Source organism: Delftia sp. HK171, from assembly GCF_001886655.1.
Taxonomy (GTDB): Bacteria; Pseudomonadota; Gammaproteobacteria; order Burkholderiales; family Burkholderiaceae_C; genus Comamonas; species Comamonas acidovorans.
Genome location: NZ_CP018101.1, coordinates 1,383,058 through 1,407,561, shown reverse-complemented (window position 1 = coordinate 1,407,561; position 24,504 = coordinate 1,383,058). Strand labels below are relative to the sequence as shown.

General features: G+C 67.3%; 22 protein-coding genes and 1 CRISPR repeat array (1 of these 23 only partly in view). Of the genes, 11 read left to right on the top strand and 11 right to left on the bottom strand.

The genetic code is table 11. The features are described from left to right. The first annotated feature begins 46 nt into the window (after positions 1-46). Positions 47-688, top strand: a complete 642-nt coding sequence (locus BO996_RS06375; protein ID WP_065345339.1) for a histidine phosphatase family protein — start codon at positions 47-49, stop codon at positions 686-688. Positions 689-738: 50 nt separating this feature from the next. On the opposite strand, the gene BO996_RS06370 is transcribed toward BO996_RS06375, so the two are convergent. The 5 genes from BO996_RS06370 to BO996_RS06350 form a co-directional block, all read right to left on the bottom strand. Continuing rightward, positions 739-2,193, bottom strand: a complete 1,455-nt coding sequence (locus BO996_RS06370) for a CsgG/HfaB family protein (RefSeq protein ID WP_071954306.1) — start codon at positions 2,191-2,193, stop codon at positions 739-741. Between the two features lie 26 nt (positions 2,194-2,219). Next, positions 2,220-2,882 (bottom strand): hypothetical protein, encoded by a 663-nt coding sequence (locus BO996_RS06365; RefSeq protein WP_012203166.1) that lies wholly within the window; start codon positions 2,880-2,882, stop codon positions 2,220-2,222. Positions 2,883-3,020: 138 nt separating this feature from the next. Beyond that, entirely contained in the window at positions 3,021-4,124 is a 1,104-nt protein-coding gene (locus BO996_RS06360) for a hypothetical protein (RefSeq protein ID WP_232240472.1), read from the bottom strand. 26 nt (positions 4,125-4,150) lie between these two features. Continuing rightward, the gene (locus BO996_RS06355) at positions 4,151-5,110 is read right to left on the bottom strand and encodes a hypothetical protein (protein ID WP_232240471.1); all 960 of its coding nucleotides are present in this window, start codon (positions 5,108-5,110) and stop codon (positions 4,151-4,153) included. Between the two features lie 382 nt (positions 5,111-5,492). Further along, positions 5,493-6,497, bottom strand: coding sequence for a Bug family tripartite tricarboxylate transporter substrate binding protein (locus tag BO996_RS06350; RefSeq protein ID WP_071954304.1), 1,005 nt, complete (start codon positions 6,495-6,497; stop codon positions 5,493-5,495). Positions 6,498-6,736: 239 nt separating this feature from the next. On the opposite strand from BO996_RS06350, the gene BO996_RS06345 reads away from it, so the two are divergent. The 5 genes from BO996_RS06345 (at position 6,737) to BO996_RS06325 (ending at position 13,256) form a co-directional block, all read left to right on the top strand. Next, a complete protein-coding gene (locus BO996_RS06345; RefSeq protein WP_013804292.1) occupies positions 6,737-8,611 on the top strand; it encodes a lysoplasmalogenase family protein in 1,875 nt (624 codons plus the stop codon). 251 nt (positions 8,612-8,862) lie between these two features. After that, on the top strand, positions 8,863-9,099 hold the full coding sequence (locus BO996_RS06340) for a hypothetical protein (RefSeq protein ID WP_012203161.1): 237 nt from the start codon (positions 8,863-8,865) through the stop codon (positions 9,097-9,099). Positions 9,100-9,311: 212 nt separating this feature from the next. Next, positions 9,312-9,710 (top strand): hypothetical protein, encoded by a 399-nt coding sequence (locus BO996_RS06335; RefSeq protein WP_071954303.1) that lies wholly within the window; start codon positions 9,312-9,314, stop codon positions 9,708-9,710. 18 nt (positions 9,711-9,728) lie between these two features. Next, the gene (gene mgtA, locus BO996_RS06330; protein WP_071954302.1) at positions 9,729-12,488 is read left to right on the top strand and encodes a magnesium-translocating P-type ATPase; all 2,760 of its coding nucleotides are present in this window, start codon (positions 9,729-9,731) and stop codon (positions 12,486-12,488) included. A gap of 51 nt (positions 12,489-12,539) precedes the next feature. Beyond that, complete coding sequence (locus BO996_RS06325; protein WP_071954301.1) at positions 12,540-13,256, top strand: MgtC/SapB family protein; 717 nt, start codon at positions 12,540-12,542, stop codon at positions 13,254-13,256. A 7-nt stretch (positions 13,257-13,263) separates the two neighbouring features. Here the strand turns inward: BO996_RS06325 and ruvB are convergent, their stop codons facing one another. Together ruvB and ruvA are read right to left on the bottom strand one after the other, a co-directional pair. Next, a complete protein-coding gene (ruvB, locus tag BO996_RS06320) occupies positions 13,264-14,349 on the bottom strand; it encodes a Holliday junction branch migration DNA helicase RuvB (RefSeq protein WP_071954300.1) in 1,086 nt (361 codons plus the stop codon). Positions 14,350-14,356: 7 nt separating this feature from the next. Continuing rightward, positions 14,357-14,929 (bottom strand): Holliday junction branch migration protein RuvA, encoded by a 573-nt coding sequence (ruvA, locus tag BO996_RS06315; protein WP_012203156.1) that lies wholly within the window; start codon positions 14,927-14,929, stop codon positions 14,357-14,359. Positions 14,930-15,054: 125 nt separating this feature from the next. Here ruvA and BO996_RS06310 point away from each other — a divergent pair, with 125 nt between their 5' ends. After that, on the top strand, positions 15,055-16,026 hold the full coding sequence (locus tag BO996_RS06310; protein WP_012203155.1) for a PhoH family protein: 972 nt from the start codon (positions 15,055-15,057) through the stop codon (positions 16,024-16,026). 76 nt (positions 16,027-16,102) lie between these two features. Next, positions 16,103-16,561, top strand: coding sequence for an rRNA maturation RNase YbeY (gene ybeY / locus BO996_RS06305; RefSeq protein ID WP_012203154.1), 459 nt, complete (start codon positions 16,103-16,105; stop codon positions 16,559-16,561). Between the two features lie 24 nt (positions 16,562-16,585). Here the strand turns inward: ybeY and acuI are convergent, their stop codons facing one another. The 3 genes from acuI to BO996_RS06290 are packed head-to-tail and all read right to left on the bottom strand — an operon-like array spanning position 16,586 to position 19,864. Next, positions 16,586-17,572 (bottom strand): acrylyl-CoA reductase (NADPH), encoded by a 987-nt coding sequence (gene acuI / locus BO996_RS06300; protein WP_071954299.1) that lies wholly within the window; start codon positions 17,570-17,572, stop codon positions 16,586-16,588. A gap of 41 nt (positions 17,573-17,613) precedes the next feature. Then, positions 17,614-18,870 carry a CaiB/BaiF CoA transferase family protein gene (locus tag BO996_RS06295; protein WP_071954298.1) on the bottom strand — a complete coding sequence of 419 codons (1,257 nt, stop codon included), beginning with the start codon at positions 18,868-18,870 and terminating at the stop codon, positions 17,614-17,616. Positions 18,871-18,892: 22 nt separating this feature from the next. Next, positions 18,893-19,864 carry a tripartite tricarboxylate transporter substrate binding protein gene (locus BO996_RS06290; RefSeq protein ID WP_071954297.1) on the bottom strand — a complete coding sequence of 324 codons (972 nt, stop codon included), beginning with the start codon at positions 19,862-19,864 and terminating at the stop codon, positions 18,893-18,895. Between the two features lie 118 nt (positions 19,865-19,982). Here BO996_RS06290 and BO996_RS06285 point away from each other — a divergent pair, with 118 nt between their 5' ends. Together BO996_RS06285 and BO996_RS06280 are read left to right on the top strand one after the other, a co-directional pair. Then, on the top strand, positions 19,983-20,927 hold the full coding sequence (locus BO996_RS06285) for a LysR family transcriptional regulator (RefSeq protein ID WP_071954296.1): 945 nt from the start codon (positions 19,983-19,985) through the stop codon (positions 20,925-20,927). Between the two features lie 189 nt (positions 20,928-21,116). Next, a complete protein-coding gene (locus BO996_RS06280) occupies positions 21,117-21,875 on the top strand; it encodes a sulfite exporter TauE/SafE family protein (protein ID WP_012203149.1) in 759 nt (252 codons plus the stop codon). Between the two features lie 10 nt (positions 21,876-21,885). Here the strand turns inward: BO996_RS06280 and BO996_RS06275 are convergent, their stop codons facing one another. After that, a complete protein-coding gene (locus tag BO996_RS06275; protein ID WP_071954295.1) occupies positions 21,886-22,251 on the bottom strand; it encodes an Arc family DNA-binding protein in 366 nt (121 codons plus the stop codon). A gap of 156 nt (positions 22,252-22,407) precedes the next feature. Between BO996_RS06275 and BO996_RS06270 the strand changes: the two genes are divergently transcribed. Beyond that, the gene (locus tag BO996_RS06270; protein ID WP_071954294.1) at positions 22,408-22,773 is read left to right on the top strand and encodes a hypothetical protein; all 366 of its coding nucleotides are present in this window, start codon (positions 22,408-22,410) and stop codon (positions 22,771-22,773) included. 22 nt (positions 22,774-22,795) lie between these two features. Then, positions 22,796-24,504: a CRISPR direct-repeat array (repeat unit 28 nt; unit sequence TTTCTGAGCTGCCTACGCGGCAGCGAAC) (it continues 2,038 nt past the right edge of the window).

The window sequence follows — 24,504 nt, the reverse complement described above, 5'->3', positions numbered from 1 at the left end:
CGGGACAATGCCTGCTCCTTTTTGCAGCACCCCACGCCAGCCCCCCATGCAAGCCACGCGCATCATTGCCATCCGCCACGGAGAAACCGCCTGGAATGTGGACGCCCGCATCCAGGGCCATCTGGACATTCCTCTGAACGACATGGGACTTTGGCAGGCCGCCCAGGCCGGCAAGGCCCTGGCGGGCGAGCCGGTGGCCGCCATCTACAGCAGCGACCTTCTGCGTGCCTATGTCACGGCCGAGGCCGTGGCCGCAAGCACGGGGGCGACGCTGACGGCCGACAAGGGCCTGCGCGAGCGCTGCTTCGGCAGCTTCGAGGGCCAGACCTTCAACGATATCGAGGCGTCCCACCCGGAGGACGCGCTGCGCTGGCGCAAGCGCGATCCCGAGTTCGTGCCCGCAGGCGGTGGCGAGTCGCTGCTGATGCTGCGCGACCGCATCTCGGCCACGGTGAACCGGCTGGCCAGTGGCCATCCCGGCGAGCAGATCGTGATCGTGGCGCATGGCGGCGTGATGGATGTGCTCTACCGCCTGGCCACGCACCAGGAAGTGCAGGCACCACGCACCTGGGCGCTGGGCAACGCGGCCATCAACCGCCTGCTGTGGACGCCCCAGGGCCTGGGCCTGGTCGGCTGGGGCGATGTGCAGCACCTGGAAGGCGGTGCGCGCGACGAGGTTTTCAGCTAAGCACCCGCACGGGGAAGGGCGCCGCAGCGCACCTCACCGCCACTTGTCGCTTACCAGTTGTCGTCGTCCTTCTTGCCGACCGGGGCATCGGCCTCCTTGGCGGGCGATGCCGCGCGGCGTGCTGCGGGCGGTTGTGCAGCACGGGCCGGTGCGGCCTGGGGCTCACCGACCGCGGCCGTATCACCTGATACAGCCTGTGCGGCCAGCACGGGCGCGGCGGATGCCTTCAGCACTTCACGCACCTGCAGCCCGCCCGGTGGCAGGTCTTCCATGCCGCCGCGCATGTTCTCCAGGTGGCCGTAGGAGAGGTTGGGGGTCACGCGATCGACCACCAGTTCGCAGCACGGTGACTCCAGGCGCCCCAGGCTTTGCCCGGTCTGCGGGTCCTTCATCTCCTTGCCCATGGCCACCACCTGGTAGCGCGCGCCCTCCTTCACGGCCTGGCCGCCCTGGCTCAGCACCACGCTTTCGCCATCGCGGGCGACCACGGTCAGCGGAAAGGTGCGCTGCAGGATGGAGCTGACCACGCCGGCGACCAGCGCATCGCTCATGTCGGTCATGACCTTGTTGCCATCCACGCCCGCGCCCAGCGTGGTCGGTGCCGTGGAAGGGACGGAGCCGCGCAGCGAATCCGATGCCGTGACCTGGCGCGTGGCCACGTTCACCAGCTTCTGCGACAGGGCCCAGCCGCCCGAGTAGCTCACCAGTTGGCGGTCGCTGGTCTTGAGCTGGCGGGCATGGCGGTTGTAGGCAAAGCTGCTGACGCGGGCGCTCCACACCAGATCGGCGCTGGCGGCCTGGGACAGCTTGGCCAGCTCGGCGCTGGGCGCCTGGCCCGTGGCGATGATGGCCAGTTCCTGCTCGATCTCGGGGCTGAATTCGCGGTCCAGCACGGCAAAGCGGCCCGTCTGCACCAGGGCGTCGCTGATGCGTTGCCTCAGCGTTGCACCCACCTCGGCGGCGGAAACGCTGCGGTCGCCCATGGGCAGCGAGGCCTGCTCGAAGCGCACCGGCCCCACAACGACCTTGATCTTCTGCATCTCGGCCGAAGGCTTGAACTTGGAAATGTTGGCCTTGATGGTGTACTTGTAGCGCTTGGCCCAGGGCTTGGGCTCTTCCAGATCCACCACCTGGACCGACTGGATGACGCCACCGGACTTTTGCTTGACCACCTCGGCGAAGGCGCTGGCGCGCAGCGACGCGGCGTCCTGCCCCAGCGCCACATCCAGACCGTACTTGGCCGTGACCGAGGCGGACTGGATCACCGCGCCATTGACCTGCAGCAGCGCCATCTGCAGCGCCTGCGCCATGGCTTCGCCAGGGGACTGGCCCAGGCCGATGACCTGGACCTCGACGGTCTCCAGCCTGCCCACGTCGGGCACGGGCGGGGCGACGCTTTGGGGTTGTTCAGGCGCGTCGGTCCTGGGCTGCTCTGACGGCTTGTCGCCACAGCCGGACATGGCGGCGCAGGCAGCCACGACGGCCGCAATGATGCGGATACGCATAGAAAGTGCTCCTTGCCTGTACCGGATCACAGCTTGAGCGTGCCCAGCGCGGCCGTGGCGTCAGCCGCATTGGCCGGCACCTCGATGTCGTTGGCCCGCGCGAAGGCAATGGCCGTCTGCACGGTGCTGAACAGGTCGGAGGCCGAGCCGGGGAACTTGGACACCACCCAGGCCGCGGAGGTGAGCTTGGTCAGCTGCATGGGGTTGGCGCTTTGCAGGCTCTTGCCCATGACCGACACATCCTTGCCCATGCCGGCGTACTTCACGCTGCCGTTGACCAGGTGCACCAGCCCCTCGGCGAAGGTGGCCTTGGACGCGGCATCGAGCACGGGCTTCTTCGCCATGGACTCGGCAATCGCGCCGCTGGTGTCCGAGACCACCTTGTTGCCATCGCCCAGCGCGCCGATGGTCGCGCCATCGCCCAGGCTGTCCGCCGTGCTGGCGGCGCTGGCGGCCTGCTCCTTCAGGCCCAGGGCCGTGGCCATCTTGGCATTGGCGCTGAGCACCTCCTTACTGGCGCCCACATAGCTGCGCACCAGGGCGTCGCCCTGGCCGGCCACGTCGGCAGAGCCGCTGCCGCCCATGAGCTTGCCGACACCCGGGATGGAGGGCATGGAGAACTGGGCCTGTGTCAGGGCGGGGCTGGCCATGGCGGCGGCAACGGCGACGGTGGTGAAGAGCTTTTTCATGGAGATGGACTCGGGTTGCAGCAGTCCGTGAACGCGGACGGCGAAGATAAAAACGAGGTAGGCGTGGAAAACGTGGAAAGCGAAAGAACGGAAAAAAGGTCCGGCTGCATGGCAGCCGGACCTTGGAAGCCGCAGCGCTCAGCGCAGGCCCAGATTGGTGACCTGGCTGGTGAGATCGCGGGCCGCGTTGTTGGCGGCCAGCTTCAGCGCGTTGTTGCGCGCCTCATCCTCGGACGGACCCATGCCCGCGTACAGCACGGGGCCGACGGCGGCAATCGTGTCGGGAATGGTCTGGGCGATGTCCAGGATCTTGGCGTTGACCGTCACGCTCACGCGCATCAGGCCGGTCTGGGGATCGGGCTCGCCCATGCCCACATCCAGCGTGCCCAGGGCGATGTAGGGAATCTGCGCCGTGCGCATGCCGGCCACCATGGCCGCCAGCGTCGAGGGCTGCAGGTCCATGCCGCTCTTGTAGTCGTTCTCCACGGCCGCGACCTTGAAGTGGCCGCCCGTGTAGGGCTCCACCATGGCAGCCTCTGACACCTTGAAGCCGGCCTTGGCGAAGTTGGAGGAAAAGACCTGGGACAGGTTGGCGCTGGGGATCACGCGCCAGGTGGACTCGGCCGAGCGGCGCGTCGTGCTGCCGCCGGTTTCGGAAGTGCGGCTGCTCTTGACCGAGGCAGTGCCCGAGGTAGCCGTGGAGGCATTCGTGCTGATGCGTCCGCCACGGATGGATTCACCCTCGCTGCCCTTTTCAGAAGCGCTGACCTGGGCCTTGACGTCCTCGGTCTCGTCCACGCGCTTGTAGACGCGGTCATCGAAGGACTTGGTCGTGGCCACCTGGCGCGAGACGAACATGAAGGCCAGCGGCGACCGGCCTGCGGGACCGGCCTTGACCACGGCAGAGTTGGCCTTGACGGCATTGCGCAGATTGGCCACGTTCAGCGCCACGCGCACGGAGACCGTGTACTGCTTTCTGTCGGCGTTGTCCTCTTCGCTGAGCACGGTGTGCTCAAGGATGTAGCGATCGGGGTTGGCCAGGATCTTGTCGCGCACGGCGTCGAAATTCTCGGCCTCCGACTGGCCCGCTTCGGCGTAGTAGAACTCCACGGCCTTGAGCTGGGCCGCCATCAGCGCACGCTCCTTGTCCTGCGGGCTGACCTTTGAATCCTGGTAGCTGACCGAGGCCTTGCCGCGTGCCTGCTGCACCTGCGCGCCCGCACCGGCCGCGAACAGCGCCATGGAAAGGCACAGGAGGATTTTCTGGATTACTTGCATAGATTCATCAGGTCTTTTGTTTTGACAATTTGCGCTTCGATGTCGCTCTCGGCAGCAGCCGACTTGAGCCAGTCATTGCCCCGTCCAGCCGCCACCGTCTCGGCCAGCTTCACGAAAAGGCCGTTGAGCGAGTCATAGAACGCCGGAAAATCATCGACATGGGTTTGCGTGGAAGGCACCACCTTCACTTCCGCGTTCTTCAGCGAGGCGCCGAGAAACACCGGTCCATTGGGTTCCTGGATGCGCATATCGGCAAAGGTGCCGTAGACATAGCTGGTGCCGGCGCTGGATTCCTTGAACTTGAGCTTCTTGAATCCCTTGAAATCGACGCTGATGGCGTAGTCGGCACTGGGCAGCTGCAGCGTGTAGACCTCTCCGTCAAGCACCTGCATGCGCATCACATTGCCCACGGCATAGCCCATGGCAAAAGGAATGATGGGCACACCAATGCGGCTGGAAATGGCCTCGCCCACGATATCGGCCGCCCAGGTCTTGTGCACCTGCGGGTCCTGCAGATAGCCGGGCAGCATCTCGGCCATGGCGGCGGGAATCTGGATATCGGTGACCTGCAGGAAACGCGGAGTCTGCGAGGGCACGGTGGCCGTGGCCAGCACCTGGGCAAAACGGCCGAAGATGCCGGGCTTGCCTCCCGCGCCTTCGTATACCTTGGTCACGCGCTCCATGATTTCCTCTTGCGACGGCTCGTGGCGCAGGTTGTCGATGAAGGCAAAGCTGAGCGGATACGAACGCACCGCCGTCATGGACTTGAAGTCAAAAAACAGGGCCTGTCCACGAATCAGGATGAACAGCTTGCGCACGCCGCCAAAGCTTTCCACGGAGACCGTCTCGGAATTGAGCACCAGAGAAACCACCAGGGCCTGGTCGCGCCCCTTGAGCTCATCGATGGGATTGGTGGATATCTGCAGGTGCTGTGCAGGCGCCTGCTGCACGAATGCCAGTGCCCGTGCATAGGCACTGTGCCCGGCGGCCTTCAGGCGGCTCTCATACTGCTTTGAATAAGGGAATCGCTGTTGCTGCGAACTGGCGTCACCCGAATAGGCGACTCCCGCAAAAGTGACAGTGGGCCGGTCCTCGGCCATTGCAGCGCCCGACGCTGCAAGCGCAAAAAGCCAGAGCCATGCCATGGCCCGGCGCATGATTTTCTCCACCCCCACACCGCCCCCTTAAAAATGTAAGCGGAGGGTAACAGATTTCACACACCAATACGTGGCACTCGGCGCACAAAGGCGACTGCAGACAATGCCGCCGATTTCGCCGGCCCTGTCTTCATTCAATGGAAAAAAGCGGTCACCCGCTGACCGCCAGCGCGGCCTATTCCACCTGGATATTGGCGGACTTGACGATCTGCGTGTAGCTCGCCTTTTCCTTCTTCAGGAATTGGGCGAACGTGGCCGGCGTGCCCGAGCCGGGCGTGGCGCCACTGTCCTGCAGGCGCTTGCGGACCTCGGGCAGCTTCAGCACCTCGGCCAGTTCGGCGGCCAGGCGGCTGACCACGGGTTCGGGTGTGCGGGCGGGTGCGAACAGGCCGGTCCAGGCCTCCAGCTCGAAGCCCTTGAGATCAGGCGCCTCCGCAAAGCTCATGACCTCGGGAATCACGTCGATGCGCTGTGCCGAGGTCACGCCCACGCCTTCCAGCTTTTTCTGCTGCACCAGCGGCGTGGCGCCGGTAGTCATCAGAATGCCCAGATCGACCTGGCCGCCCATGACTTCGCTAGTCACCTGGGCCACGCCGCGATAGGGCACATGGACCAGGCGGATGCGGGCGCGCTCCTGCAGCCGTTCCATGGCCAGGTGCAGCACCGTTCCCACGCCCGGCGTGGCATAGGTCAGCGCGCCGGGCCGGGCGCGGGCCATGCTGATCAGCTCGTTGAGGTTGTGCACCGGCAGGCCAGGGCGGGCCACGATCACCATGGGCGCCGCGGTGACCAGACCCACGGGCGCCAGATCACGCTCGGCGTCATAGCGCACGGAGGAGTTCACCAGTTGCGCAATGCTCACCGGCCCGTCAAAGCCCAGCAGCAGCGTGTAGCCATCGGCGTGCGAGCGCGCCACCTTGCTCACGCCCAGCACGCCGCCCGAGGCCGGCACGTTGTCCACCACCACCGACTGATGCAGCCGCGCCCCCAGCTTTTCGGCGATCAGCCGCGCCGTGGCGTCCACATCGCTGCCCGCGCCAAAGGGCACGATCAGGGTGATGGGCCCGGCTGCCGGCCAGGGCTTGCCCGCGCCCGGCGCGGCCTGGGCGGCGGGTGCAGCGGCAAGGGCCGCAGCCAGTGAGGCGGCAGCCGATAGCAGGGAGCGGCGGGACAAGGGCATGGGGCTTGGGCATGCAAGGCGCATGCCGGCAAAGGCGGTGCGGGCTGGCGATGGCCTGCAGGGCAAGCACGTCCAGCGCGTGGAAAGCGGGCGATTCTGCCATAGGGCGCAATTTTCCTGCCATGCGCTTGCCATGAAGCCCCATTTATTGCAATCCGTTTCAACCCTTGTGATTCCGTGTCCTAGGGTTCACGCCTAAGGCGCCGCACAACGGCCCTGTCCAGAATTGGCAGGCCATGATGCCCTCACCCAGCCAAATCATCGTCTTCGCCACGCCGGCCTTTTTGCTGCTGATCGCGCTGGAATGGGGCGTGAGCCTGTGGCGCGGGCGCAATGCCTACCGGCTGGCCGATGCCGTCAGCTCCATCAGCCTGGGCATGCTCAGCCAGACCAGCGCCGTCTTCACCCAGCTGCTGCGCATAGGTCTGTACACACTGGCCTTCGATCATGTGGCGCTGTGGCGCAACGATGCCTTCTGGACCAGCATTCCCGGCTGGCTGCTGGCCCTGCTGCTCTACGACTTCTGCTACTACTGGCTGCACCGCATGGGCCATGAGGTGGCCGTGCTGTGGGCAGCCCACGCCGTGCACCACCAGAGCCAGGACTACAACCTGTCGACGGCGCTGCGCCAGACCAGCTCGGGCGCGCTGCTGGGCTGGCTGTTCTACCTGCCCATGGCGCTGGCCGGCGTGCCGCCGCTGGTGTTTGCCATCGTGGGCCTGATCGATCTGCTCTACCAGTTCTGGGTCCATACCGAGCAGGTGCGGCGCCTGGGCTGGTTCGACCGCTGGTTCTGCGCGCCCAGCAACCACCGCGTGCACCACGCCGTCAATGACTGCTATCTGGACAGGAACTACGGCGGCATCCTCATCGTCTGGGACCGCATGTTCGGCACCTTCAAGCCCGAGGACGACAGCGAGCCCTGTGTCTACGGCACGCGCGGCCTGCTGCAAAGCTGGGATCCGCTGTGGGCCAACGCCGTGGTGTACCGGCAACTCATCCATGACAGCTGGCATGCGCGGCGCTGGAGCGACAAGCTGCGCGTCTGGCTCAAGCCGCCCGGATGGCGCCCTGCCGATGTGGCGCAGCGCTTTCCCAGGCCGGCCTTCGACCTGGACGCGCACCGCGTGCTCTACGCACCGGGGATGGAGCGCGGCCTGCGCTGGTTTGCGGGACTGCAGTTCGTGGCGCTGATCGCCGGGGTGTCGCTGTTTCTCTGGCATGCCGACCAGTCCTCGACGGCCCGCAATGCACTGTGGTTTGCCGTGCTGCTGGCTTGCCAATGGGCGCTGGGCGCAGCCATGCAGGGGCGCATCAGCCTGTGGCTGGCACTGGCCATTGAGGCCGGCGCACTGGCCACCGCCACCGCCGCGCTGGACATGCTGCACTGGCACTGGCTGTTCAAGCCGCTGACCATGGTCTTTGCGCTGATCGCCGTCATGCAGCTGTGGCGCGGCAGCACGGCCTTCTCGGCACTGGCGAAACCCGCGCGCGGCGCCTGCTGGCTGGCCGCGGCACTGGCGGCATCCCTGGCGGGCGACGTGTTCCTGATGCTGCCCGATCTGTTCATCCCGGGCCTTGCCAGCTTCCTGCTGGCCCACCTGGCCTATATCGTGCTGCTGCGCCAGGACGCACCCTGGTTTGCGCACCGGCCCTCGCTGGCCGCCACGCTGGCCCTGGGCGCGGGAATGTATGCCGTGCTCTGGCAGGGCGGCCTGCCCGCCGCGCTGCGCCTGCCCGTGGCCGCCTATGTGCTGGTCATTGCGCTGATGGCGGCGCAGGCCCTGGGCCGCGCTCGGCATCTGGGCGGCAAGGCGGCCTGGCAGGTGGCCATGGGTGCCTGCTTCTTCATGGCCAGCGACTCGCTGCTGGCCATCAACCGATTTGTGCAGCCCTTCGACGGCGCGCAAGCCGGCGTGCTGTCCACCTACTACGCGGCGCAACTGCTGATCGTGCAGGGCTGGCTGGCCCGTGGCGCATCGACATCAGGGTTGACCCGAAGCAGCTCGCAAGGCACAATCGAGGGATCGCATTTTCAGGAGTCCTCCGTGGACAGTGCCAGTTCAACCAGTGACAAACAGCGCGCCGCAATGGCTTCGCTGCTGGCTGACTGACCGACTCCTGTGATGGGAGCGGCCATGTCGGTCGGCTTCCATCCATTGCTGCGTTTCCCCTTGGATCTTCGCGCCGCCCGGCGCTGCAGTGGCGCTTGGCCTGCATCAGGCACGCCGCTCCTGCACCGAAGATTCCAATGGCTGTTGATCACTGACCGCGTGCCCGTGTGGCTGCCATCGAGCAGCGCCCGGCCCACGCTGCTTGACGGCCCTGCCTACGGCGGTCTTCCTGGTTCGCCAAGGAGAAAGCCATGTCCACACCGTTCGTCCGCCCCGCAATGCAACGCCTGCAGCCTGCCACTGCCGCGCCCTGCCCCGGCGCCACCGGCACGCGCGTGGCTGCCTCCCAGGCAGCAATGCAGGCCAAGGCACAGGCACAGATGCAAGCCCAGGCCCCTTCGGCCATGGAGCACGCCATGCACCTGGACCTGCAGACCCACTGGCCCACGCACCGCATCCGCAGCTTTCTGAGCCTGCAGCCGCGCTGAACGCGCCGCCTGCCTTGTCCGTCCCCTCGTCAGAAAGGAGCGCCCCCATGGACCCCGATCCGAGTCGATCTTGCCCTGACCCCTCCGATACGGTCCGGCCGCACATGCCTGCGGCCCTTCCGCCTCATCCCAAGGCCCCGGCCGGGAGACCCGCGCACGTCCATTGATGGACAGATGCCGGGCTTCTTCCGCCGCAACGAAAGAAGCCCGCCATGCAACACGTCATCACCGCGCTGCGCACCCTGCCCGCAGCCACGCCGGCCGCCACACGCGCCGGCCACACCTCCCGCGCCAGCACCCTGCAGCTGGCCCTGCAAGCCGCCATTGCGGCACGCCACACCGGACAACTGCACGCCCTGCTGCAGCAACACGGCCCCGATCTCTTCGCCCATGCCCTCGTGGCGCTCACGCAGCGCCAGCAGGCCGACGTTCTGTCCCTGCTGGCGGCGCAGGAGCGCGCCGAGGTCTACCGCCACCTGCCTGCCCATGCCCGGCGCCAATGGCTGCAGTCGGCCACCGTGGCCCGCCCGCCGCTGCGCCGCCGCCTGCTGTGCGCCTGCCAGCGCAACTGGCACTGGCTGCGCGCCACCCTTCGTTCGAGCCAGGCCTGAGCCGCCAGGGAGGTCACCATGAAAAGCCTCAAGCACCTGTTCCAGGCGTTTCTGCGCAGCCGCCATGCCCTGGGGCTGTTCCGGCGCAATGCCCTGCCCTCGGGCACGGCCGTGCACCACTCGCGCTCGGTATCGCCGACCCTCACGCGCGAGCTGCTGCGCGCCTCGCGCGATGACATTGCCGCCGTGCTGGCGCGCACCGGCTCCAGCGAGGACGGCCTGACCCGCGAGCAGGCCCGCGCCGCGCTCACGCGTCTCGGCCCCAACGAGGTCGAGCACGAAAAGCCGCTGCCCGGCTGGCTGCACCTGTGGTACTGCTACCGCAATCCCTTCAACCTGCTGCTGACGCTGCTGGCCGTGGTCTCCTACGCCACGGAGGACATGAAGGCCACGGTCGTCATCGCCTCCATGGTGCTGCTGTCCACGCTGCTGCGCTTTGTGCAGGAAGGCCGCTCCAACCGCGCCGCCGCGCGGCTCAAGGCCATGGTCAGCAGCACGGCCACGGTGCTGCGCCGCAATGGCGGCCCCACAGCGCCAGCAGATGCCGACTCCGCAGACGCCCCGCACAGCGGCTTCGGCCAGCAGGCGCGCCGCTACGAGGTGCCACTGCGCGAGGTCGTGCCCGGCGATTTCGTGGTGCTGTCGGCCGGGGACATGATTCCTGCCGACTGCCGCGTGCTCAGCGCCAAGGACCTGTTCGTGAGCCAGTCCGCCATGACCGGCGAATCCCTGCCCGTGGAAAAGCGCGCCGACGCCAGTGCATCGAATGGCACCGGCGTGCTGGATGCCAGCAACCTGCTGTTCATGGGCACCAACGTGGTCTCGGGCACGGCGCTGGCCGTGGTGCTGGCCACGGGCAACCGCAGCTACTTCGGCACCATTGCCACGCGGGTGACCTCCAACGACCGCGCGCCCACGGCCTTCGAGACCGGCGTCAACAGCGTCAGCTGGCTGCTGATCCGCTTTGCGGCCGTGATGGTGCCCGTGGTGCTGTTCATCAACGGCTACACCAAGGGCGACTGGGCCGAGGCCTTCCTGTTCGCGCTGTCCGTGGCCGTGGGCCTGACGCCCGAGATGCTGCCCATGATCGTGACCTCCACCCTGGCCAAGGGCGCCGTGGTGCTGTCGCGCCGCAAGGTCGTGGTCAAGCGGCTGGACGCCATCCAGAACTTCGGCGCCATGGACGTGCTGTGCACCGACAAGACCGGCACGCTGACCCAGGACCGCATCGTGCTGGAGCGCCACACCGACGCCTTCGGCCAGCCCTGCGACGAGACGCTGCGCTTCGCCTACCTCAACAGCCACTACCAAACCGGCCTGAAGAACCTGCTCGACCATGCCGTGCTGGAACACGTGGAGCTGCACACCCAGATGCGCGTGGCCGAGGACTACCGCAAGGTCGATGAGATCCCCTTCGACTTCGAGCGCCGCCGCATGTCCGTGGTGGTGGCCGAGCGCGGCCACCACCACGAGCTGATCTGCAAGGGCGCGGTCGAGGAAATCCTGGGCGCCTGCACCCGGCTGCGCGAGGGCGATGGCACGCGCCCGCTGGACGAGGAGCAGCTGGCCCGCGTGCGCCGCGTGACGCGCGAGCTCAACCGCGAGGGCCTGCGCGTGGTCGCCGTGGCCATGAAGGAAGTGCCGCCGCACAAGAGCGACTACGGCGTGGCCGACGAGTCGGAGCTGACCCTGATCGGCTACATCGCCTTCCTGGACCCACCGAAGGAAACCACGGCCGAGGCGCTGGCCGCCCTGGCCGCGCACGGCGTGGCCGTCAAGCTGCTGACCGGCGACAACGAACTGGTGGCCGCCAAGGTCTGCCGCGATGTGGGGCTTCCTGCAGACCACATCATCCTGGGCACGCAGATCGAGCACATGAACGACGAGATGCTGCGCCAGACGGTGGAACGGCACCAGCTGTTCGCCCGGCTCACGCCGCTGCACAAGGAGCGGATCGTGCATGCGCTGCGGGCCAACGGCCACATCACCGGCTTCATGGGCGACGGCATCAACGACGCCCCGGCCCTGCGCGCGGCCGACATCGGCATCAGCGTGGACAGCGCCGTGGACATCGCCAAGGAAGCGGCCGACATCATCCTGCTGGAAAAAAGCCTGATGGTGCTGGAGCAGGGCGTGATCGAGGGCCGGCGCACCTTCAGCAACATGCTGAAGTACATCCGCATGACGGCCAGCTCCAACTTCGGCAACGTGTTCTCGGTGATGGTGGCCTCGGCCTTCATCCCCTTCCTGCCCATGCTGCCGCTGCACCTGCTGGTGCAGAACCTGCTGTACGACCTCTCGCAGATCGCCATCCCCTTCGACAACGTGGACGACGAACTGGTGCGCCAGCCGCTGCGCTGGAACCCGGCCGACCTGGGCCGCTTCATGGTGTTCTTCGGGCCCATCAGCTCGCTGTTCGACATCCTGACCTTCGCGCTGATGTGGTTCGTCTTCGCCGCCAACACGCCCGAGCAGCAGACGCTGTTCCAGTCGGGCTGGTTCGTCATCGGGCTGCTCACGCAGACGCTGATCGTGCACATGATCCGCACGCCCAGGATCCCCTTCCTGCAAAGCCGCCCGTCCTGGCCGCTGCTGCTGGCCACGGCGGCCGTGATGGCGGCCGGCATCTTCCTGCCGATGGGGCCGCTGGCCGGCTACTTCAAGCTGCAGGCGCTGCCTGCGGCCTACTTCCCGTGGATGATTGCCATATTGCTGGGCTACGCTTGCCTGGCCACGCTGCTCAAGCGCGTCTACATCCGCCGCTACGGCTGGCAGTGACGCCCCTTTCAACGACCCTTCAACCCATTCACCAGGAAAGCCCGGAACCCCATGCAGGCCCTGCAGAACCTCAACCCCGGCGCCATGCTGGACACCTTCGTCAGCCTGACCACGGCCTTCGTGTTCGGCGCCCTCATCGGCCTGGAGCGCCAGGTGCGCCAGCGCACGGCGGGGCTGCGCACCAACACCCTGGTCGCCGTGGGCGCGGCCGTCTTCGTGGACCTGGCCGTGCGCCTGGGCGGGGCCGAGGGCGCCACGCGCGTGGTGGCCTACGTGGTCTCGGGCGTGGGCTTCCTGGGTGCGGGCGCCATCATGAAGGAAGGGGCCAACATCACCGGGCTGAACACCGCGGCCACGCTGTGGGGCTCGGCCGCCGTGGGCGCCTGCGCGGGCGCCAGCCTGGTGGCCGAGGCCGGCCTGGCCACGCTGTTCGTGCTGGCCAGCAATACCTTGCTGCGCCCCGTGGTCAACCGCATCAACCGCCGCCCGGTGGATGACGAATCCACGGAGTCGACCTACTACGTCTACGCCATCTGCCACCGCGGCGCCCAGGGCGATGTGCGCGAGCAGATGCTGGAGCTGCTGGAGAACGCCAGCTACCCCGTGCGCGGCGTGGAAACCCATGCCTTCGGCCCGCAGGACACCGAGATCGAGGCCATGCTCTACGCCACCTCGGTGGACTCCGACGAGCTGGACCGCGTGATCGCCGCCATCGAGTCCCTGCCCGGCGTGCTGCAGGCCTTCTGGAACGCCGGCACGGAGGAGTGAGCCTGCGTCAGCTGGCGTCGTCGCCCGGCACCGGCAACCCGAGATGGCGGTACGCCGCCTGGGTCGCCATGCGCCCGCGCGGCGTGCGCTGCAAAAAGCCCTGCTGGATCAGATAGGGCTCGATCACATCCTCGATGGTGCCCGCTTCCTCGCCGATGCTGGCCGCGATGTTGTCCAGGCCCACGGGGCCGCCGTCGAAGCGGTGCACCACGGCCTCCAGCAGCTTGCGGTCCATGATGTCGAAGCCCTGGGGGTCGACATCGAGCATGGCCAGCGCACGGTCGGCCAGCTCGCGCGTGATGCTGCCGTCGCCGCGCACATCGGCATAGTCGCGCACGCGGCGCAGCAGGCGGTTGGCAATGCGAGGCGTGCCGCGCGAGCGGCGCGCGATCTCGAAGGCGCCCTCGTCATCGATGGGCGCGTTCAACAGGCCTGCACTGCGCCGCACGATGCGCGCCAGCTCCTCGGCCGTATAGAACTCCAGCCGCGCCACGATGCCGAAGCGGTCGCGCAGCGGGTTGGTCAGCATGCCCGCGCGCGTGGTCGCGCCCACCAGCGTGAACGGCTGCAGGTCCAGCTTGATGGAGCGCGCCGCCGGCCCCTCGCCGATCATGATGTCGATCTGGTAGTCCTCCAGCGCCGGGTAGAGGATTTCCTCGACCACGGGCGACAGGCGGTGGATCTCGTCGATGAACAGCACATCGTTGGCTTCGAGGTTGGTCAGCAGCGCCGCCAGGTCCTTGGGCTTTTCCAGCACGGGGCCGCTGGTCTGGCGCAGGTTCACGCCCAGCTCGGCCGCGATGATGTGCGACAGCGTGGTCTTGCCCAGGCCCGGCGGGCCGAACAGCAGCACATGGTCCAGCGCCTCGTTGCGCTTTCGGGCCGCGCCGATGAAGATCTCCAGCTGCTCGCGCGCCTTGGCCTGGCCCACGTACTCCTGCAGCAGCTTGGGGCGCAGGGCGCGCTCCATGGCCTCTTCCCCGCGCGAGACCGGCGCTGCCGAAATCATGCGCGGCTTGTCCGGTGCCTTGTCGGGCGCAAAGCCCCCCTGCGCAAAGCCGCCCTGCCCGAAATCGTCGGTATGGATGCTCATGCGCCGCTCACTTGGCCAGCGCCTTCAGCGCCAGCTTGATGCCTTCGGTCACGCCCACGTCGGGCGGCAGCTTCTTGAGCGCGGCGGCCGCATCCTTGTCGGAATAGCCCAGCGCCATCAGTGCCTGCACGATGTCGTTCTGGTCGTTGTTCACGAACAGCGACTGCGCGCCCGTATCGGCGCCGATCTTGCCCTTGAGCTCCAGCAGCAGGCGCTCGGCCGTCTTCTTGCCGATGCCCGGCACCTTGACCAGGCGGCCCACCTCCTGCAGCGTCACGGCCTGGGCCAGGTCCTCCACGCTCATGCCGCTGAGCACCGATAGCGCCATGCGCGGGCCGATGCCGGTGATCTTGATCAGCTCGCGGAACGCCTGGCGCTCGCTGTGCGTGCCAAAGCCGTACAGAAGCTGCGCATCCTCGCGCACCACGAAGTGCGTCAGCAGGCTGACCTTGGCCCCACTGGCGGGCAGGTTGTAGAAGGTGCTCATGGGCACCTGCACCTCGTAGCCCACGCCGCCGCAGTCCACCAGCACCTCGGGCGGGTTTTTTTCCAGCAGCGTTCCTGTCAATTTGCCTATCATTGGTGTCCTTTGCCGCCCTGGGGGCGGCTTTTCATGCCCGTCCGCAACCGAACGCCGGCCCATTCACAGGGTATGGCACCACGCCCTCGCGCTGGCCGCCGCCCGGAATCTCTGGAATTATCCGCGTGATCCTGCGCCACACCTTCACACCCCACGACAACAACCGGTTGAGCCACGTCTGCGGCCCGGCCGACGCGCACCTGCGCACCATCGAGATCGCAATGGGCGTCAAGATCGCCCACCGCCACGAGCAATTCAAGATCGACGGCCCCAAGGCCAAGGCCAACGACGCCCTGGAGCTGCTGCAGGCCCTCTACGAGATGGCCGACGACCCCATCCTGGACGACTCCCTGCAACTGATGCTGGCCGGTGATACCGAACTCATCGAGCAGCCCCAGGACGCCATCCAGCTGTCCACGCGCCGCCCCGACCTGCGCGCGCGCACGGCCAACCAGTCGGCCTACCTGGAGAACATCGCCCGCCACGACATCACCTTCGGCATCGGCCCGGCCGGCACCGGCAAGACCTACCTGGCCGTGGCCTGCGCCGTGGACGCGCTGGAGCGCAGCGCCGTGCAGCGCATCGTGCTCACGCGCCCCGCTGTGGAGGCAGGCGAGCGCCTGGGCTTCCTGCCCGGCGACCTCACGCAGAAGGTCGATCCCTACCTGCGCCCGCTGTACGACGCGCTCTACGACCTCATGGGCTACGAGAAGGTGCAAAAGGCCTTCGAGCGCAATGTGCTGGAGATCGCGCCGCTGGCCTTCATGCGCGGGCGCACGCTGAACAACGCCTTCGTCATCCTGGACGAGGCGCAGAACACCACGCCCGAGCAGATGAAGATGTTCCTCACGCGCATCGGCTTCGGCGCCCGCGCCGTGGTCACGGGCGACGTCAGCCAGATCGACCTGCCCAAGGGCGCCCTGAGCGGCCTGATCGATGCCGAACGCGTCTTGAAGCGCGTCAAGGGCATCGCCATCAACCACTTCACCAGCGCCGACGTGGTGCGCCACCCGCTGGTGGCACGCATCGTGGACGCCTACGACGCACGCGGCCAGGCCCCTGCGCGCCGTGCCGCACCGCGCCTTGCCGCGCATTGATCCCGACAGCCACAGCAGACGCCCGCCCACGGGCGCTCCAAAGCACAAGCCCAAGCTCACGCCCACGCCTCCTCCCATGTCCCTGAACCAACTGCAACTGTCCCTGCAATTCGCGCGCTTTGCCGAGGCACCTGTCCACCGCGCCGTGCTGTCCCGCAGCAAGGTCACGCGCTGGATACGCCACGCCCTGGCCGTCGATGCCGAAATCACCGTGCGCATCGTCGACGCCGAGGAAGGCCAGCAGCTCAACCGCGAATACCGCCAGAAGGACTACGCCACCAACGTCCTGACCTTCGACTACCAGCAGGAGCCCACGGCCATGGCCGACCTGGTGCTGTGCGCCCCCGTGGTCGAGCGCGAGGCGCGCGAGCAGAACAAGACGCTGGAGGAGCACTACGCCCACCTGCTGGTGCATGGCACGCTGCATGCCCAGGGCTGGGACCATGAGACCAGCGAGCAGGACGCCGAGGAAATGGAAGCCTACGAGACCGAGATCATGGTCGAGCTGGGCTTTGCCGACCCCTACGCCAAGTAGGCGGCACCAGAGCCCACGCGGGCCTCAGCGCGCCGTATCGATGACGACCCGGCCGCGCACCTGGCCGGCAAGCAGCCGGGGCGCCAGCGCAACCGCATCGGCCAGGCCCGCCTCTTCGGTATTGCGCTCCAGCACCTCGCGCGGCAGTTCGGCAGCCAGCCGCGCCCAGGCCTGCTCGCGCCGCGCCTGCGGCGCATAGACGCTGTCGATGCCCAGCAGCGACACGCCGCGCAGGATGAACGGCGCCACGGAAGCCGGCAGGTCCAGCCCCTGGGCCAGTCCGCAGGCCGCCACGCAGCCGCCGTAGCGCAGGCTGGCGCACACATTGGCCAGCGTATGGCTGCCCACGCTGTCCACGGCCGCCGCCCAGACCTCCTTTTGCAGCGGCTTGCCGGGCGCATCCAGGCTGCTGCGCTCCACGATCCGCGCCGCGCCCAGCGCCTTCAGGTGCTCGGCCTGTTCGGGCCGCCCGGTGCCGGCGTGCACCTCGAAGCCCAGGCGCGACAGCAGGGCCACGGCAATGCTGCCCACGCCGCCATTGGCCCCCGTCACCAGCACCGGGCCGCTGGAGGGCGTGATGCCATGCGCCTGCAGCGCCATCACGCACAGCATGGCCGTATAGCCGGCCGTGCCTATGGCCATGGCATCCCGTGCGCTGAAGGCCTCGGGCCGGCGGACCAGCCAGTCGCCGTTCACGCGCGCCTGCTGGGCGAGCCCGCCCCAGTGGGTCTCGCCCACGCCCCAGCCGTTGAGCAGCACGGCATCGCCGGGCTGGAAACGCGCGTCCTCGCTGTCCAGCACCGTGCCGGCCAGGTCGATGCCCGGCACCATGGGGAACTGGCGCACCACGGGCGAGCGCCCCGTGATGGCCAGTGCATCCTTGTAGTTGAGCGTGGAATGCGAGACGGCCACGCGCACCGCGCCGGCGGGCAGGCTGGCTTCGTCCAGCTCCACACACTCGGCACGGGTTTCACGCGGTACGGGTTGGGTCAGCAGCAAGGCTTTGAACATGGGGTCTCCAGCAAGGCAGTGGCAAAGGAATCCAAAGGCAATCAGGACTGCGGCGCGCCCAGCACGCCGCTGCGGCATAGGCGGGCGATGGCCTCATCCGCCATCCCCAGTTCCCGCAGCAGCGCAAGGTTGCCATCGCCCAGGACGGGGGCCGGCGCACCCGGCAGGGGCTCGGCATCCACCCACCGGAACCCCAGTCCCGGAGTGTCCACCGCAGCGCCGCCGGCGCCATAGCTCACAGGTGACACGGTGCCGGCGGCGCGGGCCTCGCCCAGGAATTCGCCCAGGCGCCGCACCCTGGCCGCAGGCACGCCCACGGCGTTGAGCCGGGCTTCCATGTCCCGTGCGCTGCGTGCGGCGAAGGCCTCGGCCAGACATGCCTGCAGCCGCTGCAGCGCGGACGCATCGCGCGCGGCGACAAAGCCGCCCTCGGGCGCATTGAAGGCATCGAGGTCCAGCAGCGTGGCGTCCTCGCACAGCGCATCGAGCCCCAGCACGCTGGCGAGCCTGCGGAACTGCTGCGGCGTGTTGGCGGCCGTGGACAGCCAGCCGTCGGCGCACCGGTAGGTGTCGGCCGCCGGGCTCCCCGTATAGCCCCGGTTGCCCACGCGCCGTGGCTCCACGCCATGGGTGAGATAGGTACAGGCATGCGGGTACATCAGCATCAGCGAGGCCTGCAGCATGGAGGCATCGATGTGCTGGCTGCGCCGCTCGCCAGGCGCCCAGGCGTTGCGCTGGTGCAGGGCCGCCGTGACCGACAGCGCCCCCAGCATGCCCACCGCCACGTCGATCACGGGAAAGCCCACCTTCACGGGCGGCGCTTCCTCGTCGCCCCCCGCCATCATCATCATGCCCGTGAGCGCCTGCACCACATGGTCATAGGCGCCACGCCCGGCCCACTCGCCCTGCTGGCCAAAGCCCGAGATGGAGCAGTACACCACGTCGGGACGCACCGCCCGGATGTCCTCGTAGCCCAGGCCGTGGCGCGCCACCACGCCGGGGCGGAAGTTCTCGATGAACACATCGGCCGTGCGCGCCAGGGCACGCACGATGTCCGCACCCTCGGGCTGGCGGATGTCCACCGCCAGCGAACGCTTTCCCGCATTGAGCGCCACGAAGCCCGAAGGCATGCCGCCCCCGGGCTCGCCGGGCGCCCGGCTGTTGCGCATGACCTCGCCACGCGTGGGCTCGACCTTGATGACCTCGGCCCCGAGCTGGGCCAGGTAGTGCGAGGCCAGCGGCCCCGCGATCACATGCGACATGTCGATGACGCGCACTCCTTGCAGCGGCTTGTCCATACCCGTCTTGCCTTTCCCTGGTTCAACTGTTGGCGGTGATGCCGGCCAGCTCGATGATGGCGGCCCACTTGCGGTTCTCGCTGCGCACGAAATCGGCGAAGGCCTGCGGCGAAGCGCTGGCCGTGGCCTCGTTGCCGACAGCCTCGAACGAGGCGCGCAGCGCTGGCTGGGCGGCGGCCTGGCGCACGGCGGCGTGCAGGCGCTCGACCACGGCAGGGGGCGTCCTGGCCGGAGCCCACAGCCCGAACCAGGACTCCTGCACTGCCAGCTCGCTGCCCAGCACCTCCTGCAGCGTGGGCACCTCGGGCAGCTGCGCCAGGCGCCTGCGGCTGGTCACCGCCAGGGCCCGCAGCTTGCCGCCCTGCACCTGGGGGATGCCGGTGCCCGCCACCGGAAACGCATACTGCGTATCGCCGCGGATCAGCGAGGCCGCAATCTCCACCGATCCCTTGAGCGGTATGTGCGTGACCTGCAGGCCCGCCAGCGAGGCCAGCGTGGCGCCCGCCAGATGGGCCGAAGTGCCTATGCCGCCCGAGCCGTAGTTGGCCTGCGCCGGCTGGGCCTTCAGCCCCGCGATCAGCTCCCGGGCCGTGCGCCAGGGCGCATCGGCACGCACCACCAGCACCGTGGGCGACGAGGCCAGGTTGCTGACGGGCGTGAAGTCGCCGATGGGGTCGAAGCGCAGGCCCGGTTGCAGCAGCTTCTGGATCAGGTGGGTGTTGGAGCCCATCAGGCAGGTGTAGCCATCGGCGGGCTGCTGCGCCACATACTGCGCGGCCAGCACGCCGGCCGCACCCACCTTGTTCTCGATCACGATGGACTGCCCCAGGATCTCCCCCAGCACCGGGCCGGCCTGGCGCAACTGCACATCAGGCCCCCCGCCCGCCGCATACGGGGAAATCACCCGCACCGGCCGGCTCGGAAAATCGCTGGCCCGCACCAGCGGAAGCGCGGCAGCCGCCAGGCTGCCTGCCAGAAAGACGCGTCTGTCCATGGTCCTGTCTCCTTGTCGCTTGTCGTCGTGGGGTCACGATAGAACGGCAGGCCCATTTCCAATAGTGATATGTTTGGATGGATGGCAAACCTCCGGTAATCACTCCACCCCCGGGAACATGCACGACTTCGACCCGCAACGCCTGCTGTCGCGGCTGCGCTTCAAGCACCTGCAGCTCCTGCTGGCCCTGCACCAGGGAGGCAGCCTGCGCGCCGCCGCCGGCCTCATGCATTTGACCCAGCCCGCGCTGAGCAAGGCCCTGGGCGAGATCGAGGCGGCCTTCGGCGTGACGCTGTTCCTGCGCAATGCGCGCGGGCTCGAACCCACGGCCCAGGGCGAGATCGCCATCCGCGGCGCGGCCATGCTGCTGGCCGAGCTGCACCATCTGGGCAGCGAGACCGCCCAGCAACCCGCCATCACCTTGCTGCGCATCGGCACCCCGCCCTTCGTGGCACAGGGCTACCTGCCCGGCGTACTGGCGGACCTGGCCGCACAGCAGCCCCATGTGCGGGTACAGCTCAAGGAAGAACGCGTGCCTTTGCTTGTGCAATGCCTGCTGGACGGCCAGCTCGATGCCCTCATCACCAGCTACCCCACCGAACTGCCCGAGGCTGCAGGCCAGCCGCTGCGCTACGAAAAACTGTTCGACACCGGCTTCACCGTCATCGCCCCGCCGGACCACCCTGCAGGCCACGCGCGCAGCAACCGCTGGGAGGAGCTGGCGCGCCAGCGATGGATCCTGCCCACGCGCAGCTCCATGCTGCGCCGCATGATGGAAGAGGTGTTCCGCCGCGAAGGCGTGATCGCGCCCACGCCCGTCATCGAATCCACCAGCCCCTTCACCAACCTGCAACTGGTCCGGGCCGGCCTGGGGCTCAGCGCCGTACCCGACTCCACGCTGCAGGCCTCGCCCCGGTCGCTGGGGGTGCGCAGGGTGCATGTCACACCCGCCATCTCCATGGGCCCCGTGGCGCTGATCTACCGCAGCGCCGTCGCCAACCCACGCGTCGCCCTGCTGCGCGCCACGCTGGGCCTGCCCGGCCCGGTGGTGGAGCCGCCCTAGTCGCCAGGTGGGCGCCACGCCGGCGCGATCCTGTCCTTTTGCGCAAAGCAGCCCTGACCCGCCGCCATGCCGGTGCGACAGCCCGCCCGATGGTCCGGCACTAAGATCGGCCTCGACCTATAACACCGGCCTGGCCGCGCAAGGCCACGGCGGCCTGCCGATGCCCGGCCCCAGGAGGAGACAACACCCATGTGGGACATCGCACTGCTCATGAGCGCCGCCTTCGTGGCCGGCGCGCTCAATGCCGTTGCCGGAGGCGGCAGCTTCCTCACCCTGCCCGCCCTGGTCTTCACCGGCGTGCCGCCCGTGGCCGCCAACGCCACCGGCACCGTCGCCCTGCTGCCCGGCTACATGGCCGGTGCCTGGGGCTTTCGCCAGGACATGGAGCCGCCGCCCGGCCTGGGCATGCGCGGCGTGATCGTGCTGTCGCTCATCGGCGGCTCGCTGGGCGCGGCCCTGCTGCTGGTCACGCCCGACCACCTGTTCCGCAAGGTCGTCCCCTGGCTGCTGCTGGCTGCCACCGCCATGTTCGCCTTCGCGCCCCAGCTCAGGCGCATGGCATCACGCGGCAGCGCCGAGCATGCCGCCCATGCATCGCCCCTGAAGGCCGGCGCCGGCATGCTGGCCGTGGCCATCTACGGCGGCTACTTCAACGGCGGCCTGGGCATCCTGCTGCTGGCCCTGTTCGGCCTGCTGGGCCAGACAAGGCTGCATGCCATGAACGGCATGAAGAACCTGGTCTCCGCCCTGCTCACGGCCATTGCCGTCGCCATCTATGCGGCCGGCGGCGTCGTGCAGTGGGAGCAGGCCCTGGTCATGATGATTGCCGCCACCGCAGGCGGCTACGGCGGCGCCCGCCTGGCGCGCCGCATCCCGCCCGAATGGCTGCGCGCAGGCATCGTGCTGACGGGGCTGGTGATGGCGGGGGTGTTTTTCTGGAGGCAGTGAGGCCAGAAAGCTACTTCTTCGGCGCCGCACTCTGCGCTGACTTCGATACGCGCTTGCCTGTGGATTTTTCCGGCGTCGCCGCATCCGTGTCTGGCTGAGGGCCTCGCTGCGGCAGGGCCAGGGCTTGCGCAAGCGATTGCAACCGCTCTTCGATACGCTTCACGGTTTCCAGCGTTTCGTCACCGACGCGGGTATCCAGATTCATTTGCGAACTACCGCTGTCCATGCCCGAAACGCGAGGCGCCGCAAAGGTCTGCTGTAGCCGAGCCACGACCTCGGCAGTCATTGAGCGCCGGTTCTCTTCAGAAGCGGCATCCAGCAGATCCTTCAACTCCTGAGGGATACGCATGTAGATGGTTGGGTCGTCGCGTGCCATCCGCGCACTTTGCCATGGAACACGCTTGCCATTTTCTATGCACAATGCATAGAATATTGAGTGCATAGATCGTGCATAGAAAGCCCGAGTCATTGAAGCGACGACAAAGGAATCGATATGACTGCGTCACAGCACTCAACGAACAAGCCCTGCACGATGGACACCGCTGCCTGGCCCACCATGCAGCAAATGATCGCCCTGTCCATTGCCCGCGCAGAGATGGGGCTGGTTGCCCTGATCGAAACACGCTGTGCCGACATGGACTGGCATGACGCGGATGTAGAGGTGGACCTGGCCGCAGACCTGGCGCTGAACCACATCCGGCAAATTCGGCACAAGGTATTCGAGGACGCCAGCGAATTCGACAACGAGTGGTACCTCGCCCGCGCAGCCATCGCCCTGGCCGCCCAGGTTTTCAATCGTCCACACAGTCTCTACGCCCGGCGCCTGAAACTGCTCCTGCAACTGTTTGATGAAGCACCGTCCTTTGTGGAATACGCGGAGCATGGCCCGGAGGGCTGAAGTCTCTGTCGCATCCGCAAGCTTTCTGGGCTGCCTATGCGGCAGCGAACCGGGTACTTGTCGCTGCCGTGGGCTTTCCAGTTTTCTGAGCTCCCTACGCGGCAGCGAACTGCTCGACCGCCAAGGAATTCGAGGTTGGTCTTTTCTGAGCTGCCTACGCGGCAGCGAACACTATCCTGGCAACAAGCTCGCCGTGATCTCTTTTCTGAGCTGCCTACGCGGCAGCGAACCATGTCAGCTCTCCTTGTGCCCAGTGGGGCGCTTTCTGAGCTGCCTACGCGGCAGCGAACGGCCCTGATCCTGGATACCCAGGACCTGGATTTTTCTGAGCTGCCTATGCGGCAGCGAACGCCACATCCTGTCCAAAGTCTGCTTTGGCGCCTTTCTGAGCTGCCTATGCAGCAGCGAACTGTGCAGACCAACTGCTGGTGACAGCCTGTATTTTCTGAGCTGCCTATGCGGCAGCGAACGTGCCCTGTACGACATCAGGGGAAAGACCAAATTTCTGAGCTGCCTATGCGGCAGCGAACAGCTCGTGGTGTTGGGGTGCTCGCGCGTCATTTTCTGAGCTGCCTACGCGGCAGCGAACGGCGCGTGGGCTTGCCGCAGTCGCGCTGCTCATTTCTGAGCTGCCTACGCGGCAGCGAACCAGACCGGCCACGTTGATCTGCGCGGGCTCAATTTCTGAGCTGCCTACGCGGCAGCGAACATGCCGGAATGGTTTGGCGTGCCTGAGATTGATTTCTGAGCTGCCTACGCGGCAGCGAACACTGCTGCCGCCAAACGCCATCGATCTCTGCATTTCTGAGCTGCCTACGCGGCAGCGAACGTCGGGCAAGACGCCAACGCCAGACTGGGGCGTTTCTGAGCTGCCTACGCGGCAGCGAACGCCGCCATTGCCGGCATGCAGGCCCCGGTGCTTTCCTGAGCTGCCTACGCGGCAGCGAACGCAACTTCGGGATCAGGCGTGAAATAGGCGACTTTCTGAGCTGCCTACGCGGCAGCGAACGCAGGCTGGACGCAGTACCGTCTGATGGCCACTTTCTGAGCTGCCTACGCGGCAGCGAACCCAAGACGATCAACCAGTCCATCCAAGTTGGCTTTCTGAGCTGCCTACGCGGCAGCGAACGCGGTGGTGATGCGGGTGGTCCGGCCAGGTCATTTCTGAGCTGCCTACGCGGCAGCGAACCTCGCCCTGGCCCCAAATGGCTTGGTCCCGCATTTCTGAGCTGCCTACGCGGCAGCGAACGGGCAGCGGCGTGCACTGCCACACGTATGTCATTTCTGAGCTGCCTACGCGGCAGCGAACGGCATGCCCAACGTGGCGGCCAACGCCATCTCTTTCTGAGCTGCCTACGCGGCAGCGAACTATCACGCCACCAAGCAGGCCAAGCGCCACCATTTCTGAGCTGCCTACGCGGCAGCGAACACCATTAACGCGGATCTCTCCCGACTTACATTTTTCTGAGCTGCCTACGCGGCAGCGAACGCCCAGGAGCGCCAAAATCGCGGTCACGATCTTTTCTGAGCTGCCTACGCGGCAGCGAACTCGTGAAGAAAGAGATTGGTGTCACGCTCACATTTCTGAGCTGCCTACGCGGCAGCGAACTTGGCCTGCCATTCAGCTTCGCTGTCGTCCATTTTCTGAGCTGCCTACGCGGCAGCGAACTCCACGGGGGTGGTCATGAACCCCATCGACTGTTTCTGAGCTGCCTACGCGGCAGCGAACGT